Source organism: Pigmentiphaga litoralis (genome assembly GCF_048632615.1).
GTDB lineage: Bacteria > Pseudomonadota > Gammaproteobacteria > Burkholderiales > Burkholderiaceae_B > Pigmentiphaga > Pigmentiphaga litoralis_B.
The window spans coordinates 4,652,124-4,668,837 of the sequence record NZ_CP184479.1 but is presented as its reverse complement, the minus strand read 5'-3'; the positions used below and the strand labels follow the sequence as shown (position 1 = coordinate 4,668,837).

The window sequence follows — 16,714 nt, the reverse complement described above, 5'->3', positions numbered from 1 at the left end:
GCTTATCCTTCAGGCTTGAGCAACAGCGTCGACAGCGGTGGCAACGTCAGCACGACCGAGCACGGCATGCCGTGCGCCGGGATATCTTCGGCATGGACCACCCCGCTGTTGCCCACCCCGGACCCCCGTATACCGACGCGTCGGTATTGACGACTTCGAGCCAGCGGCCGCCGTGCGGGACACCGATGCGATACCCCCACGCGGCACCGGCGTCATGTTGCTGACGGCCAGGACATGCGCATCGCCGCTGCTGCGCAGAAACGCAAACACCGCATTGCCGTTGTCGTCGCCGATCACCCAGCGGAAGCCTTCGGGGTCCGCATCGCGCTCGTGCAGCGCGGGCAGCGCCGAATGCGCATGGTTCAGGTCGCGCACCAGCTTCTGCAGGCCCGCAGGCAGCGGATCGCTCAAGGAATCCCAGTCCACTTGCGCGTCATGGTTCCATTCTTTCTGCTGACCCAGCTCGCCCCCCATGAACAGCAGCTTCTTGCCGGGATGCGACCACATGAAGCCGAAGTAGGCCCGCAGGTTGGCGAATTTCTGCCAGCGATCGCCCGGCATCTTGCCGATCAGCGATCCCTTGCCGTGCACCACTTCGTCGTGCGACAGCGGCAGCACGAACTTTTCGGAGAAGGCATAGACCATCCCGAAGGTCATCATGTGATGGTGGTACTGGCGGTACAGCGGATCGGTCTCGACATAGTGGAGGGTGTCATGCATCCACCCCATGTTCCACTTGAAGTCGAAGCCCAGGCCCCCTGGTCCAGCGGCGCCGTCACCCCTGGCCATGCCGTGGATTCCTCGGCAATGGTGATGGCCCCGGGGCAGCGGTTCGCGACTTCCTTGTTCAGATCCCGCAGAAAAGCGATGGCTTCCAGGTTTTCCCGGCCGCCCAGGTGATTCGGTATCCACTCACCGTGCTTGCGGCTGTAGTCGCGATACAGCATGGAGGCGACCGCGTCCACCCGCAGGCCGTCCACGTGAAAGCGATGCAGCCACTCGATCCCGCTGGCGATCACGAAGTTGCGCACTTCGTTGCGGCCCAGGTTGTAGATCAGGGTGTTCCAATCCTGGTGGAAGCCTTCGCGCGGGTCCTGGTATTCGTACAGCGCGGTGCCGTCGAAGCGCTGCATGCCATGCGCATCGGTCGGGAAGTGGGCGGGCACCCAATCCAGGATGACGCCAATGCCGGCTTCGTGGCAACGATCCACGAAACGCGCGAATTCATGCGGCTCGCCAAATCGCGCGGTGGGCGCGAACAGGCCCAAGGGCTGATACCCCCACGACCCACCGAACGGATGCTCCATGATGGGCAGCAGTTCAAGATGCGTGAAGCCCATGTCCTTGGCGTAAGGCACCAGCCGGTCGGCCAGACCCGACCAGCTGTAGGACTCGCCAAACTCGTCGCGCAGCCATGATCCGACGTGCACTTCATACACCGACATCGGGGATTGCGCAGTCTGGCGTGCACCGCGTTCCGCCATCCAGGCATCGTCGGTCCAGGTGAACGGCGTGGGGTCGGTCACAATGGACGCGGTGCCTGGCGCCAGTTCGGCTTGCCGCGCATACGGGTCGGCCTTGTGCGGAACCAGGTTGCCGTCCACTCCCACGATTTCGAACTTGTAGCGAGCGCCCGCGGTCACGCGCGGCACGAAGATCTCCCACACGCCGGCCGAAAAGCGCAGGCGCATGGGGTGGCGCCGGCCATCCCAGGAATTGAAGTCGCCGATCACCGACACGCGCTGCGCGTTCGGCGCCCAGACGGCAAAGCGCACGCCTTGCACGCCGCCATGGGTGACCACGTGGGCGCCCAGGCAATCGCTGATCTCGCTGTGACGGCCTTCGGCGATCAGATGCAGGTCGAGGTCACCCAGCAGCACGCCGAACGCATACGGATCCTCGGTGACCTGCACCGCGTGCGGCCACTGGATGCGCAGATGGTAGCCAGGGCCACCCTGCGGCAATACCGCCGACACGCGGCCCGCGAAGAAGCCATCGCGAACGTGCAGCAGCGGAATGGCTTCACCGCTTTGCGTGGACACCACGTCGACGCCTTCGGCGCCCGGATAGAAGGCGCGCACGACCGGCTCGCCATCCACCTGATGCGGGCCCAGCACCGCGAACGGGTCGCGATGCCGCGCCACCTTCAGCGCATCGATATCACCGGCAAGATGGTCGGTGTCGCTTGCGAACTCATAGGGCGTCATGGCTGGCCTCGGAGGAAGTCGGGGTGAGGCGTTGCGCCAATTGGTCAAGACCGCGCAGCGGGATGCAGATCCACGTCGGGCGGTTGGCCGCCTCGTAGCAGATCTCGTAGGCCGCCTTCTCGATCAGGAACAGATCGAGCAGTGCGGATTCGGCGCTGCCCTCGTACCACTTGTTCTCGGCCAGCACCGCCACCTGGCGATAACCGTCCAGGAAGGCCGCGGAGGCTTGCTCGCGGAAGCGCGCCAGCAGAAGGTCTTTCTTCTGCTTGCCGCTGGTGGCCTGCACCGACGGCGACGTGCCCAGCACCTGCGCCTCGGGCGCGGTGCTCATGGCTGCCGCGGCGTAGTCGAACGAGCGCAGCAGGCCGGCGACGTCGCGCAGCGGACTGGTCTTGCGGCGGCGTTCTTCCAGCGACCGGGCCGGTTCGCCTTCGAAATCGATCAGGTAGGCATCGCTCTGGGCCACCAGCACCTGACCCAGATGGAAGTCACCATGGGTACGCGTGCGCAGCGCGCCCAGGCCACGCCGGGCCAGACCGGCCACACCGGCCAGCACGTCGGCGCGGCGCGACACCAGGCTCTTGGCGGTTGCTTCGGTGGCGCCATCGGTCCACTGCGTGTTGGCCGCCAACTGATCGAAGGCGCGGTTCAGCATCGCGGTGACCTCGTCGGTCCACTGCGCCACGTCCGCTTCGGAGGCGGGCTCGGGCGAGAACGCTTCGTCGTCGGTGGGGCGCGAGAACGCGGCATGCAGTTCGGCCAGGCGCTTGCCCATGATGCCGGCAAAGGCCGCGTAGCCCAGCAGCTCCTGGTCGTAGTCGTCCAGGCTTTCGTCGGTCAGAACCGCGTTGTCCAGCGCCTTCGACAGATACGCCATGGTCCACGCCCAGGCATCGCCCTGATTGGTCACGTACTTCTGCAGCAGGCCCAGGGTGTGCGGCGTGCCGTCTTCATCCACGCGCACCACTTCGCCCATCAGCGACGCAATGTTCTCGAAGCCCAGCGACGTCAGGTAGCGCGTGATCTCTGCTTCGGGGTGGATGCCTGGCGTGACACGGCGCACCAGCTTGAACACCGCCGTTGAATCAATGATCAGCGAGCTGTTCGACTGTTCGGCCGACAGCCAGCGCACTTGCGTGTCGGCATTGACCGTCAGGTCTTCCAGGCCGGCCTGGCGGATGAACTTGATCGTGGTCTTGCCGCCGTTGTCGGCGCCGACCGGGCTGGCCAGTTCGGCGCTGCCCAGGATGCCCTCGACCATGGCCAACGCGAATTCACGCTGGCTGAACGCATCGGTGACCATGCCCACCAGCGAGGTGCGGCGCACGCGCGCCAGGGCCAGTTGCAGCGGCAGGCCTTCCAGGTTCTCGACCCACAGCAGCGCCAGCGGCAAGGCATAGCGTTCCTTGCGCGACCCCAGATCGACTTCGATCTCGGCCATGTACAGTTCCTGCTCGCGGTTGGGCAGGCGCGCGCCGTACACGATGGTTGCGGATTGCACCTTTTCGTCTTTCGAGGCGAACCAGCGGCGGCGTTGCAGATAGGTGGGCAGCGCTTCGTGATCCAGCGTGCGGCGCGAGCTTTCCATCAACTGGTAGCCCGTCTTGCCGCGAATCACCAGCGTGTGGAATTCCATCTGCTGCTCGGCGGCCTGGGCGTGCCACGACGGCGGCGATGCATCGGCGCTGAGCGAGAACCAGTAGAAACCATAAGGTGGCAGGGTCAGCAGGTAGGTCAGCTTGCCGATGGCCGGGAAGGAATTGCCGCCCGTCAGTTCGACCGGCACGCGGCCTTCGAATTCGGCCAGGTCAAGTTCGACGGCCTGCGGGGCGTGCGACAGGTTGGCCACGCACAGGATCACGTCGTTGTCGTGCTCGCGCAGGTAGGCCAGGATCTGACGGTTGCCCGGGTAGATGAAACGCAGCTTGCCCCGGCCGAAGGCGTTGTATTCGCGGCGCTTGGCCAGCATGCGGCGCATCCAGTTCAACAGCGAATGCGGATCCCGCGCCTGCGATTCGACGTTGACGGCTTCATAGCCATACAGCGTGCCCCGCAGCGGCGGCAGCACCATCCGTTCCGGATCGGCGCGCGAAAAGCCGCCGTTGCGGTCGGGCGACCATTGCATGGGCGTGCGCACCCCGTCCCGGTCGCCCAGGTGGATGTTGTCGCCCATGCCGATTTCGTCGCCGTAATAGATCACGGGCGTGCCCGGCATGGTCAGCAGCAGGCTGTTCATCAGTTCGATGCGCCGGCGGTCACGTTCGAGCAGCGGGGCCAGGCGGCGGCGGATCCCCAGGTTGATACGCGCGCGGCGGTCGGCCGCATACACATTCCACAGGTAATCGCGTTCGCTGCTGGTCACCATCTCAAGTGTCAGCTCGTCGTGGTTGCGCAGGAAGATCGCCCACTGGCACCCTTCCGGGATTTCCGGGGTCTGCCGCATGATGTCGGTGATCGGGAACCGGTCTTCCCGCGCAATGGCCATGTACATCCGGGGCATCAGCGGGAAGTGGAAGGACATGTGGCACTCGTCGCCCGTGCCGAAGTATTCCTGGGCGTCTTCCGGCCACTGATTGGCCTCGGCCAGCAGCAGCTTGCCTTCGTAGTGCTCGTCCAGGTCTTCGCGGATCTTGCGCAGGATGTCGTGCGTCTCGGGCAGGTTCTCGTTGTTCGTGCCTTCGCGCTCGACCAGGTAGGGCACGGCATCCAGACGCAGGCCATCAACGCCCAGGTCCAGCCAGAAATGCATGACCGACAGCACGGCCTTGATGACCTGCGGATTGTCGTAGTTCAGGTCGGGCTGATGCGAATAGAAGCGGTGCCAGAAGTAGGCCCCGGCCACCGGGTCCCACGTCCAGTTCGACTTTTCGGTGTCCAGGAAAATGATGCGGGTGCCCGAATAGGCCTGATCGGTATCCGACCACACATAGAAGTTGCGGGCGGCCGAGCCGGGCTTGGCGGCGCGGGCGCGCTGGAACCACGGATGCTGATCGGACGTATGGTTCACCACCAGTTCGGTAATGATGCGCAGCCCGCGCTCATGGGCTGCCGCAATGAAACGCCGAACGTCGGCCAGGGTGCCATAGTCTTCGTGGACATCGCGGTATTCGGCAATGTCATAGCCGTCATCGCGCCGTGGCGACGGATAGAACGGCAGCAGCCAGATGGTGTCGACGCCCAGCTCGACGATGTAGTCGAGCTTGGCCATCACGCCGGCAAAGTCCCCCACCCCGTCGTTGTTCGCGTCAAAGAACGACTTGATGTGAAGCTGATAGATCACGGCGTCCTTGTACCAGGACGGATCGCCCTGGTTGGCCGCGTGGATGAAACTTGAGCGCTTGTTCATAGTTGTTTTCTCGTCGGTTGTCCGGGGCGTCGCGGTGGGGTCGCTCGGTGGGGCTGTACGGCGGCGTCAGCTCCTGACCGAAATGCGCCACATCGCAAACGGCTGGCCCGGTTCCAGTTGCACATATTGCCGCTTGCCATACCAGGTGAATCGGTGCCCGTGGAACAGGTCTTCCGCCTGCAGGGCGCCGTCATCGGGTTGGCCGAATTCCCACAGCGGCAGTTCGATCCATGCACCCTGACTGGCGTACGGATCGAGGTTGATCACCACCAGCACGACGTTGTCGCGCTCGGGCGTGGCCTTGGTGTAGGCGATCACCCTGTCGTTGCTGGCGGACTGAAAGGAAATGCCCTTCTGGGTCTGCAATGCCGGGTTGCCGCGGCGGATCTGGTTCAGCTTGGTGATCTCGCCGATGATGTTGCCCGGACGATTCCAGTCCCACGCACGAAGCTCGTACTTTTCCGAATCCAGGTAGTCTTCCTTGCCCGGGACCGGGGTGGCCTCGCACAATTCGAACCCGCTGTACATGCCCCACAGGCCGGACATCGTCGTGGCCAGGGCGGCGCGGATCAGGTGCGCCGGGCGGCCGCCGGTCTGCAAGAAGCGCGGATTGATGTCGGGCGTGTTCACGAAGAAATTCGGGCGGAACAGGTCCGACACTGGCGGACGGGAAATCTCCAGCAGGTAGTCGGTCAGTTCCTGCTTTTCATTGCGCCACGTGAAGTAGGTGTAGGACTGCGAGAAGCCCAGCTTGGCAAGCCGGTACATGACCTTGGGACGCGTGAACGCTTCCGACAGGAACAAGGCGTCGGGATAGCGGCCCTGCACTTCGGCAATCATCCATTCCCAGAAGGGCAGCGGCTTGGTGTGCGGGTTGTCGACACGGAAAGTGCGAACGCCTTCCTTGCACCAGAACAGCACCGCGTCACGCAGCGCCATCCACAGGCCGGTCGATGCCGACTCGCGCGAGCCGCGAGGACCTGGCGCGTAGAAGTCGACGTTGACGATGTCTTCGTATTTCTTGGGAGGATTCTCGGCATACCGGATCGACCCGTCAGCGCGATAGGCGAACCACTCCGGATGCTCGCGCAGCCAGGGATGATCGGGCGAACACTGGATCGCGAAGTCGAGCGCCAATTCCAGGCCGTGGTCTTTCGCGGCCGACACCAGCTTGCGAAAGTCGTCCAGCGACCCCAGTTCCGGATGGATGGCGTCATGGCCGCCCGCGTCCGACCCGATCGCATAGGGGCTGCCCGGATCGTTGTCGGTGGCAACCAGGCTGTTGTTGCGGCCCTTGCGGTTCTTCTTGCCGATTGGATGGATAGGCGGGAAGTACAGCACGTCAAAGCCCATGTCGCGGATCGCGGGCAGGCGCTCGATCACGTCGTCGAACGTGCCGTGGCGAGTCACGTCGCCGCTTTGCGAGCGCGGGAACAGTTCGTACCAGCTGGCAAAGGCCGCGGCCGGACGCTCCACATTCACGGGCACTTCGAACTCGCCACGCGACGCAAAGTGGCGGATGCCCAGCTTGCCCACCAGTTCACCGGTGCTGGCCGCAAGCAGGTGCTGCAGCGCTTCGGTATCGGCGTCGTGCGTGATGGTGTCGACCAGTTGCCGCGCCTGGATCAGCACCTCGGGATCCGCCGTGCGTTCCGCTTCGGCTTCGGCCAGCATGGCGGCCAGCAGTTGCCGGCCTTCGCGCAACTCCAGCGACACGTCAATGCCGGCGGCGTGCTTCTTGGACAGCTCGTTGTAGTAGGTCGCGTAGGTGTCGTACCAGGCTTCGACCACGAACACATGGCGGCCTACCCGTTCAGGGGTGAAGTCGGCCTGCCAGCGATCGTTCACGATGAACGTCATGGGCACGCGCTGCCAGACCTCGGTATCCACCGCGCGCCACAGCAATGCGGCGGCCATTTTGTCGTGGCCGTCCATGAAGATGTCGGCTTCGACGTGGATGGGCTCGCCCAGCGCACGCTTCAACGCGAATCGGCCCCCGTCGATGACGGGGGTGACGCCTTCGATTGCAACACGCGGCGCTTCCATGGCGGCTCCCAACACTTTCTTTTGTGAAAACCGCGTCGGCCGGTTCAGGGTGACGACGGGCGCGGTGCGGCGCGCACGGAACACGGCGACACCGGCGGGCGGCAGGGTGATGTCCGCGCCGGCCAGCGGCGCGGAGATCGGCAGGCCGTCGACGGCTACCAGTTCGCTGTATCCACCCGGCAAGCGCGAACGCAGGGTCGACCACGTCAATGTCGATGGGTAGGCCGTGTCAGGATTGACCAGGATGGCCAGGCCACCCGCATCCTTGCGTCTGGGGTCTTCGGGCGGACCCGGGCGCCACAGCACCGTCACCGCTGCATCGGCGCCAGTCAGCACCCGCAGGTCGGGCGCCAACGCGCTGCCCTGCTTCGCGATGAACGCATTCGCGGCCTTGATGTCGGTGGACACGTCGTCCGAGGTGTCGAGTTGGGTGTCTTCCATCGCGACCATCCAGCCCTCGCCCGCCATCGCGGCGGCCCACAAGGCACGGCGGTACAACGCCGGATCGGCGCCGGGGCTGACGGCTTCGTCGAACGGACTGCGGGGGAACGCGACCAGTTGTCCCAGGCCGGCCAGGCGATCGCGCTCGGCGGCGAACCAGCCCGCGCGAAAATCCCACCAGGCCAGCGACGTGAAGGCGGCATTGAACCCGGCGTCGCGCAGGCCGCCGACCCGATCGGCCGGCACGCCCGGCGTCCAGGCGGCCAGGCGCAGTCCCGGCGCGCCTTGCGACAGACGGGCGAACAGGGTGCGCCAGTCGTCGGCCGGGATACGATGCGGAAGATGGAAGCGCAGCCCGGTGACGCCAGCCGAGGTCCAGGCTCCCAACATGTCGGCCCAGCATTCCAGGCACGCCGCCGGCACTCGGCCGTTCACGATCTGTACGTCAACCAGGTTGCGCAGCGCAGGGGCGAGACGGGGGTCGAGCGGACGATCGGCCAGGGCCGACCGATACCACTCGGGATGGGCAACCGCTAATGGGGAAGTGGCGGGAAGTTCGCCAATGGAGACATCGAGCCACACCTGGAGCCGCAGCCGCTTGGCGGCAGTCACCAGTTGCTCGATGGCCTGTGGCGGGTAGGGCTGGGGAGACGAGGTGTCGTCAGGCAGACCCAGCAGGACCTGCGAAAAGCCGAGACGCGAAGCGCGATCCAGTGCGCTCTTCCAGGCCGCTGTCAGCGACCCGTCCGATTGGGACAGCGGACCAATCCGCCGAGAGTGCACATAAAAAATCCTCGGCGGATCCATCCGTTGTTCCATCATCAGGCGCGTTTCCTTTCAGAGACCAGGGCGGGTGCGATCACAGGCGCTTCGCCGATCGCGGCTTCGTACGTGCGGCGCGTCACGATAGGCGCGGTCACCGGGGCGACCGGGGCCAGCGAGCGATAGAGTTCGATGTATTTGGCGGCCGACGACTCCCAACCGAAGTTGGTCGTCATGCCGTTCTTCTGCATCGCAGTCCAGACCTGCGGATTGCGGTACAGCGATACCGCGCGTTCCACCGCCGCCACCATGGCGTCGACAGTGTCGCCATCGAACAGCACGCCCGTGGCGTCGCCAATCGGCGCGCCCTCGGTCAGCGGTGCGTCCTTGATGGTGTCGGCCAGGCCGCCAATGCGCGATGCGACCGGAATCGTGCCGTACAGGATCGAATAGATCGGCGTCAGGCCGAACGGCTCGAAGCGGCTGCCGTGCAGCAGGATGTCTGCGCCGGCATGCAACAGGTGGGCGCTGCGTTCGTCGTAACCCACATTGATCGCAAAGCGGAACGGATAGCGATCCTGCAGGGCGCGCAACGCGTCTTCGATATGTTTCTCGCCTACGCCCAGCACAGCGATCTGCATGCGGGGGTGAGCATCCAGCAGCCGCGGGAACGCGTCTACGGTCAGGTCCGCCATCTTTTGCGACGTCAGACGGCTGCCCATGACCATCAGCGGCGCTTCGGGATCGGTCGTCAGGCCGAACATCTGCTGCAGTTCGAGCTTGTTGCGGATCTTGCCGCGCATATCCATGGCTGAAAAGTGCGACGTCAGGAACGGATCGGTGGCCGGGTCCCAGATGTCCGAATCGATACCGTTAGGGATGGCCGACAGGTCGTCCTTGCGGTAATTCAGCAGGCCATCGAGACCGTTGCCGAATTCCGGCGTCAGGATTTCCTTGGCATAGGTGTCGCTGACCGTGGTGATGCGATCGGCGTAACGCAATCCGGCCTTCAGGAAGCTCAGCTGACCCCAAAATTCCGCGCCATCGCTGCCACGATAGGAATGCGGAACGCCCAGGGCGTCGGCGGTTTCCATGGGAAACACGCCCTGGAACGCCAGGTTATGGATGGTGATGATGCTTTTGGGACGCTTGATGCCGGCGGCATGGAGAAACAGGGGCGTCATGCCGGCGTGCCAGTCATGCGCGTGCACGATGTGAGGAACGCGGATCGGCGTCTCGCCCGTCGAAATACGCGTCGCGGCTTGCGCCAGCGCGGCGAACCGCAGGGCATTGTCGCCCCACTCCCGGCCATCGGCATCCAGGTAAGGGCTGCCGTCGCGCACATACAGCGCGTCATTGCGCAGCAGCAGCACGGGCACTTCGAATTCGGTGATCCACCCGGACATGACCGTTGCATCGCCGCCAATCAGTCCCGGCAGGCTGGCCACTTCCTTGAGATCGCTGGCGTGATCGAGCGCGCTTTGATAAGCAGGCATCAGGATCGTCGCATCGACCTGCGCTTCGCGCAGCGCACGGGCCAGGCCACTCACGGCATCGCCCAGACCACCGGTCTTGGCGAGAGGCAGCGCCTCGGAAGTTACTAGCAGGACTCTTGGCAACAAGGTGTTTCTCCGGAAAATCGCCTGACGATGGCAGCGTAGGGACTGCATACGGTCTTCGAGGCCGTGCGTTCCTGCATAGCTCATGGTGCACCTGCACCAATTGCGTCGTCCTTCCGGTCAAAACTACCCAGCAAGGTAAGACTTACACAGCCCAAACGGGCTTTATGCGTGAACGTCCAGCTTTCCAACCTCAATTGCAATATACGTGCCAGGTATTTCAGTCGATATCATGCTTCCGGTTTAGGCTATTTGATAAACCTTTGAATTTTCAGGGATTGCTGCGCTGCAAAAGGTGCTTCTACCTCTCCATCCGTTGACCTGCAAGGGTTTGATGCTCATCGGCGAATGCAACCGGATGCTTCCAAAATCTCACGCTCACCTTTCGCGAAAAACGCACGCGACAGTAAAAATGTCACGCCATGGTGCATCGCAGCAAAACGACGGATGAGCAGATGTCCGCTCATCCGTCGCGCCCTTCAGGATGCGGCCCGCAACTTGCCAGTTCCCTTGTTGTCCCGGGCCATGAACAGCCGTTGGAGCACGATCGATACGACGACCAACGCCACTGCCACCCCTGCGACCATGGCAAACGACTCCGGACTCGGATCACGCATGGCTGACGCCACGTTGTGCGCAAAGATCACCGTGATCACGATGCCTGGCCCCATGCCAATCAGCGTGCCCAGCATGTAATCCTTCACCTTGATCTGCGACGCGCCCGCAATCACGTTGACCAAGGTGAACGGCGCCACCGGCAGCAGACGCAGGATGATCATCGCAACCAGTCCGCGCTTGGCGATCTGCTTGCTCATATTGTTGATGCGCGTTCCGGCCAGCTTGCGGACGGTGTCCCGGCCCAGCCAGCGGCCTATCCAATAGGTCACGATGGCGCTCAGCAATGTCCCCCCAAGGCATACAGTCCGCCCATGGTGGCGCCGAATACCACCCCGGTCACCACGATCAGTATCGTGATCGGTATCGAGAAGAGACCCGCCAGCACATAGCCGCCCATCACTACTAGCGGCGCACTGGGCAGATTGCTGAACCCGCGCGCCAATCGTGTCAGTGCATTGACTTCCAGGTAATCGGCCAGCGGCGTCCACTTCCAGATCACCGTCAATGCAATGAAGAACAGCGCCAGGCCTCCCACGGCCAGATAGCGCTTGCGTTTGGATGCAGCGGGTTCCACCGGCACGAACTGGCGGACCAGCGCGTCGGGTTCCAGCGGCTGTTCCGGCTCGAGCTGCGCGGACGGCGGAATGCTGGCGTCAAGGGTGGCGTCCACGGCGGGATCCAGCACGGCCAGCGTCCGGCCTTCTCCCCGCAAGCTGTCGATGGTTTCCAGCAGCCGTTCGGGCGGCGCTTCGGCCAGGCGCGCTTCCGGGCACCCCAGGTGTTCAGCCAGCAGACAATTGCGCATGCGCGCGATCGCCTGGCGCACGCGCGGCTCTCCCCGCGATTCCAGAATGATGCTGCACTCGCTGTCCAGCGACATGGACCGGTTGCTGAGATTGGCCGAGCCTACGCAGAGCAAGTCGTCATCAAAGATCGTCAGCTTGCTGTGGATGTTCAGGCTCTGACCATTGGCGTCGGGCAGCTCGGCGCTGAACAGGCGGTAGTGTCCGTCGCGGTCGGCCGCCGTCAGGCGGTGATGCAGCCGCGCTCGCAGAACCGATACGTTTGCTTCTTCCAGCCATCCGCTGCCGGCCTTGCGCGATACGACCACGGTCTGCGGCGCATCGCCTGCGCTCAGCCGATCGATCAAGGCCTGGCCCACCATATTGGACGTGAAGTACTGGCTTTCGATGTAGATCGACCGCCGCGCCGCGGCAATGGCATCCAGATGGAACTGCAGCAATTCCTGCACGCCCGGCCGTCCGGCATGCGCCGGTTCCGTCCTGGCGATACCCAGATGCACCTTTTCGATGTCCGGCGGGTAAGAGTCGGGCCACGGGTCCAGGGGTTGGCGCGGCGATGCGCGGCGGCGGCTGATGGTGCGGCCGGTCGCGCGCCGCCACCGCTCGCGCACCAGTTCGCCCATCGCCCGCGCGGCCTTGCCGTCGAACATCGCCTGCACGTCGTGCAGCGGCGCGTACTGTGTGCCGTGCGAATCCTGGCGCAGCGGGGACTCGGGAACATGGTCGGAGGTGTCCCATCGCCCGCGTGTCAGATCCATGCCTCCGACAAACGCCAGGGCGTCGTCGACCACAATGATTTTCTGATGATGCGCGCCGCCCAGTGGATGGCGCCCGTCCATGCCGAAGATGATGCGGCGATGCGCCTTCCAGCCCAGCTTGAACACCGGCCGCCATTCGCGCTCCATGGCGTAGAGCATGGAAAAGTCCCAGCTCAACACATAGATGTGAAGCTGGGGATTCTGGTCCGCAGCCGCGTGCAGCAGCGCGTTGAGCGATTCCGGGTAACCATCGCCCGCCCCGCCCGGCCGCAGCCGCAGTTCGCTGTCGACGTCCCAGCCGACAATGAATAACGAGTGGCGCGCATTGATGACCGCTTCCCGCACCGCATGAAAAAAGGCGTCGCCGTCAACGAGCAGGCGAAAGCGGTCGGCCTCTTCCACGCGCCAGCAGTTGCGGTCGGGAATCAGCATCCGAGGTGCGCTGTCGGAATGGGGAGGAGTAGCAGACATACGGGCTCGATGGGATGGCGGCGAGGGCCAGGGGCCTTCTGACCACCTACTTTACGCGCTGCAACCGTCCAGCACCCCGGAACGCTCACCTTATGTCACAGCCCTAACAGAATTGGGCCTTGCGACACATCCCGCCCCCATTCCGAGGCATTTGTGCGACGCCGCACCGACAAGGGGTCCAGGGCTTCCCCCGGGCTTCGGGTACATTGGCGCAAAGACGCCGCGTCCACCCGGCGCGGTCCCCATCGACATTGCGCCGGCCCGTTGCGCATTGCTTATATGAGTGTTCCATGACGTCCTCCAGCCACCAGCCCAGCGAAGCGCTTCTGGCGCTTGCCTCGAAACTGTTCGACCTGGCCCGCCAGGGTGATACCGCCACGCTCACCGCTTATCTGGACGCCGGCGCGCCCGCCGACCTGACCAATGACAAGGGAGACAGCCTCGTCATGCTGGCGGCCTATCACGGCCATGCCAGCACGGTAAAAGCGCTGCTGGATCACGGCGGCGACCCCAACCGCATCAATGACCGGGGGCAAAGCCCGTTGGCGGGCGCCGTATTCAAGAATGCCGCCGACGTCGTGCGCGTGTTGCTTGAGGCAGGCGCGGACCCATCGTTTGGTCACCCCTCGGCACTTGAAACGGCCAGGATGTTTGCGCGCACGGATCTGTTGAACCCGACCTCGCATTGAAAACCGGTAAAAACTGCTGAGGCGGGATCAGGCCTGCAAGAACTACAAAATGACAATGCCCGGTCAGAAACCGGGCATTGTCAGAAGGCGGTGCAGCGACCGCCGACGGCGGGTGTTCCGTCAGCGGTCCGGGGTCATATGCGACCCATGAGCACCAGGATCAGAACGATCACCAGGACAAGGCCAATACCACCGCTTGGGCCGTAACCCCAGCTACGGCTATGGCCCCAGCTGGGAATGGCGCCGATCAACAACAGTACGAGAATGACCAGAAGGATGGTGCCGAGCATTTTTGTTCTCCTTGGGCGCCGCCACGTGTGGGACGTGAACGGCTGTGGCGTGTGGGTACAGCTGATCCTGGCTGAGCAGGAAGCGTTCCCGGGCGGATAGGGAGCGCGAATGTCAGTCCCCCAGGGCTGCCCGTTGTCAGGGCGCGCAGCGTCCCGGCCGGTGCATGCCGCACCAATACGGCCCCTGCGGCAACCTGCCCGCTCGGCAAACCGGGCTCGTCCTGGCCGCTGAACCTTGCCGCATCGCCGTCCACGATGCGCTTGCCTGAACCTGGGTGTTTTGGCACGCTTACTGCTTGAACGCGGCGGTATACAAGTCAGTTCCTCAATACCTTACGGAGTACGTGCATGGATGATGCCCTCAAGGCGTATGTCGACGCGGGTCTGGCCCTTCAGGGCTTCCGACTCGACGCCGCGACCACCGACGAAATCGCGCTGCAGTTTTCGCGTATCCAGGCGATCGCTTCCACTTTCATCGACAAGGAACTGCCTGTGTCGCTCGAATCCGCGGCGGTGTTCCGTCCATGACGATCTCCGCGCTTGCCATTGCCGCCCAAGTTCGTGACGGATCCCGCACGGCCGCCTCCTTCCTTGAAGAAACCATCGCCCGTATCGAAGCCCGCGACGGCGACTTCAACGCCTTTACCGAATTGACGCTGGACCGCGCCCGCCGCGAAGCCGCCGACATCGACGCCCGCCGCGCGCGTGGCGAGACCCTGCCCGCCTTGGCCGGCGTGCCATTCGCCGTGAAGAATCTGTTCGACATCGACCAGGTCGTCACCACGGCCGGCGCCAAGGTCAACCAGGGCAACGCGCCAGCCGACGCGGACGCGGTGCTGGTCGCGCGCCTGAAAGAAGCCGGCGCCGTGTTGCTGGGCGCGTTGAACATGGACGAACACGCCTACGGTTTCACGACGGAAAACACGCATTACGGGGCGGCGCACAACCCGCACGACCTGACCCGCATCGCAGGCGGATCGTCGGGCGGCAGCGGCGCGGCCGTTGCAGGCGGCCTGGTTCCGATCACCTTGGGGTCCGATACCAATGGGTCGATCCGCGTGCCGGCGTCGTTGTGCGGCGTATTCGGACTCAAGCCGACCTTTGGGCGGCTGTCGCGCCGGGGCAGCTTTCCTTTCGTTGGCAGCCTGGATCACCTGGGTTGCTTCGCGGGCAACGTGGCCGACCTGGCCGCTGCCTACGACGCCATGCAGGGTCCCGATCCTGCCGACCATGCCTGCGCGCAACGCCCGGCCGACCCCGTGTCGGCCACGGTGGCGAACGGCTTGAAGGCTGGCGCCCGGGTGGCCGTACTGGGGGGATACTTCCATGACTGGGCCAACGCCCCCGCGCGCGAAGCCGTGCGCCTGGCCGCCGAAGCCCTGGGCGCCACGACCGTGGTAGACCTGCCCGGCGCGGAACAGGCCCGCGCCGCGGCATTCATCATTACCGGCGCCGAAGGCGGCGCGCTGCATCGCCAGCGACTGCTGACCCACTACGCCGACTATGAACCCGCGTCGCGCGACCGGCTGGTGGCCGGCACGCTGATTCCAGCCAACTGGGTGGTACAGGCCCAGCGCATCCGGCAGAAGTTCTATGAAGAAGCCAGCCGTCTGCTGCAGGACTACGATGTCCTGATTGCGCCGGCAACACCCGTGGCGGCAACGACCATCGGCGCCGAGTGGGTCACGATCAACGGGCAGAAGCTGCCGTGCCGCGCCAGCATGGGTTTGCTGACCCAGCCGATTTCGTGCATCGGCCTCCCCGTCTGCACGGCGCCGCTGTGGCCCGGCGTGGGAGACGACCCGCACCTGCCGCTGGGCGTGCAACTGATTTCGGGCGCCTGGCGTGAAGCCGATGCCCTGGCTGCCGCGCGGACGCTGGAACTCGCGGGTATCTCTGCCGTGCGGGACGTGTGATTCCGGTGCGCTCGGTTGCCGCCGGCCGCCGCAAGGCGCCGCCCGCCACGCTGGCGGACGGCGTGTATGCCCGCTTGAAAGAAGAGTTGTTCGACTTCCGGCTGATTCCAGGGGACCGGTTTTCGGAAACCGAAGTGGCCGAGCGCCTGGGGGTCAGCCGTACCCCGGTGCGCGAGGCGCTGTTCCGGCTGCAGCATGAGGGCTACCTGGACGTCCACTTTCGCAGCGGGTGGTCGGTGCGGCCATTCGACTTCGAATTGTTCGATTATCTGTATGACCTGCGGACCGTACTGGAAGGCGCGGCCATTGACCGGCTGTGCAACAAGGATTTGCCGCAAGGCCGTCTGGACAGCCCTGCCCTGCTCGCGCTCAAGGACGTCTGGCTGGTGAACAAATCCGCGCGGTTGACCGACAGCAAGCGGCTGGCCGAACTGGATGAAGCCTTCCATCGGGAACTGCTGCTTGCCGCCGGCAACCCGGAAATGGCGCGTGTCCACCTGGAGGTGACCGAACGCATCCGCATCGTGCGCCAGCTGGATTTCACGCAGCCATTGCGGGTCGAGAAGACCTATGACGAGCATGCGCAGGTGCTGCGGGCGATCCTGAAACGCAAGCCGGAAGAAGCCCGGGCGTTGATGGGGACCCACATTGCCGCGAGCGCGGCCGAGGTCCGCAAGATCACCTTGCACCGCCTGTATGCGGCGCGGCGGGAACACCCGGCCTGAACCGCCGCCCGACCTGCATGCCA

At 64.6% G+C, this 16,714-nt stretch carries 10 protein-coding genes and 1 pseudogene; 4 read left to right on the top strand and 7 right to left on the bottom strand.

All coding sequences use genetic code 11. The annotated features are described in order from the left end of the window. Positions 1 to 2: 2 nt before the first annotated feature. The 6 genes and pseudogenes from glgB to ACNANG_RS21525 form a co-directional block, all read right to left on the bottom strand. Positions 3 to 2,207, bottom strand: a pseudogene (gene glgB, locus ACNANG_RS21550) (1,4-alpha-glucan branching protein GlgB). Beyond that, positions 2,194 to 5,553 carry a maltose alpha-D-glucosyltransferase gene (gene treS, locus ACNANG_RS21545; RefSeq protein ID WP_420224723.1) on the bottom strand — a complete coding sequence of 1,120 codons (3,360 nt, stop codon included), beginning with the start codon at positions 5,551 to 5,553 and terminating at the stop codon, positions 2,194 to 2,196. The pseudogene glgB and the gene treS overlap by 14 nt, the downstream one beginning before the upstream one ends. Positions 5,554 to 5,619: 66 nt before the next feature. Further along, entirely contained in the window at positions 5,620 to 8,823 is a 3,204-nt protein-coding gene (locus ACNANG_RS21540; RefSeq protein ID WP_420224722.1) for a maltotransferase domain-containing protein, read from the bottom strand. A gap of 38 nt (positions 8,824 to 8,861) precedes the next feature. After that, positions 8,862 to 10,424, bottom strand: coding sequence for a glycogen synthase GlgA (gene glgA / locus ACNANG_RS21535; RefSeq protein WP_420224721.1), 1,563 nt, complete (start codon positions 10,422 to 10,424; stop codon positions 8,862 to 8,864). Between the two features lie 476 nt (positions 10,425 to 10,900). Next, on the bottom strand, positions 10,901 to 11,308 hold the full coding sequence (locus tag ACNANG_RS21530) for a TVP38/TMEM64 family protein (protein WP_420224720.1): 408 nt from the start codon (positions 11,306 to 11,308) through the stop codon (positions 10,901 to 10,903). A gap of 8 nt (positions 11,309 to 11,316) precedes the next feature. Further along, a complete protein-coding gene (locus ACNANG_RS21525) occupies positions 11,317 to 13,071 on the bottom strand; it encodes a phospholipase D-like domain-containing protein (protein ID WP_420224719.1) in 1,755 nt (584 codons plus the stop codon). A 290-nt stretch (positions 13,072 to 13,361) separates the two neighbouring features. On the opposite strand from ACNANG_RS21525, the gene ACNANG_RS21520 reads away from it, so the two are divergent. Then, positions 13,362 to 13,760 (top strand): ankyrin repeat domain-containing protein, encoded by a 399-nt coding sequence (locus ACNANG_RS21520; RefSeq protein WP_420224718.1) that lies wholly within the window; start codon positions 13,362 to 13,364, stop codon positions 13,758 to 13,760. A 134-nt stretch (positions 13,761 to 13,894) separates the two neighbouring features. Here the strand turns inward: ACNANG_RS21520 and ACNANG_RS21515 are convergent, their stop codons facing one another. Beyond that, positions 13,895 to 14,050, bottom strand: coding sequence for a DUF3309 family protein (locus tag ACNANG_RS21515; protein ID WP_179586594.1), 156 nt, complete (start codon positions 14,048 to 14,050; stop codon positions 13,895 to 13,897). 348 nt (positions 14,051 to 14,398) lie between these two features. On the opposite strand from ACNANG_RS21515, the gene ACNANG_RS21510 reads away from it, so the two are divergent. From ACNANG_RS21510 to ACNANG_RS21500, 3 genes are read left to right on the top strand one after another with little or no spacing between them, the layout of a single operon-like run. Next, positions 14,399 to 14,578 carry a DUF4089 domain-containing protein gene (locus ACNANG_RS21510; RefSeq protein ID WP_179586592.1) on the top strand — a complete coding sequence of 60 codons (180 nt, stop codon included), beginning with the start codon at positions 14,399 to 14,401 and terminating at the stop codon, positions 14,576 to 14,578. Beyond that, positions 14,575 to 15,966 (top strand): AtzE family amidohydrolase, encoded by a 1,392-nt coding sequence (locus ACNANG_RS21505; protein ID WP_420224717.1) that lies wholly within the window; start codon positions 14,575 to 14,577, stop codon positions 15,964 to 15,966. Before ACNANG_RS21510 ends, ACNANG_RS21505 begins: the two co-directional genes overlap by 4 nt. Positions 15,967 to 15,971: 5 nt before the next feature. Continuing rightward, on the top strand, positions 15,972 to 16,691 hold the full coding sequence (locus ACNANG_RS21500; protein WP_420224716.1) for a GntR family transcriptional regulator: 720 nt from the start codon (positions 15,972 to 15,974) through the stop codon (positions 16,689 to 16,691). Positions 16,692 to 16,714 lie beyond the last annotated feature (23 nt).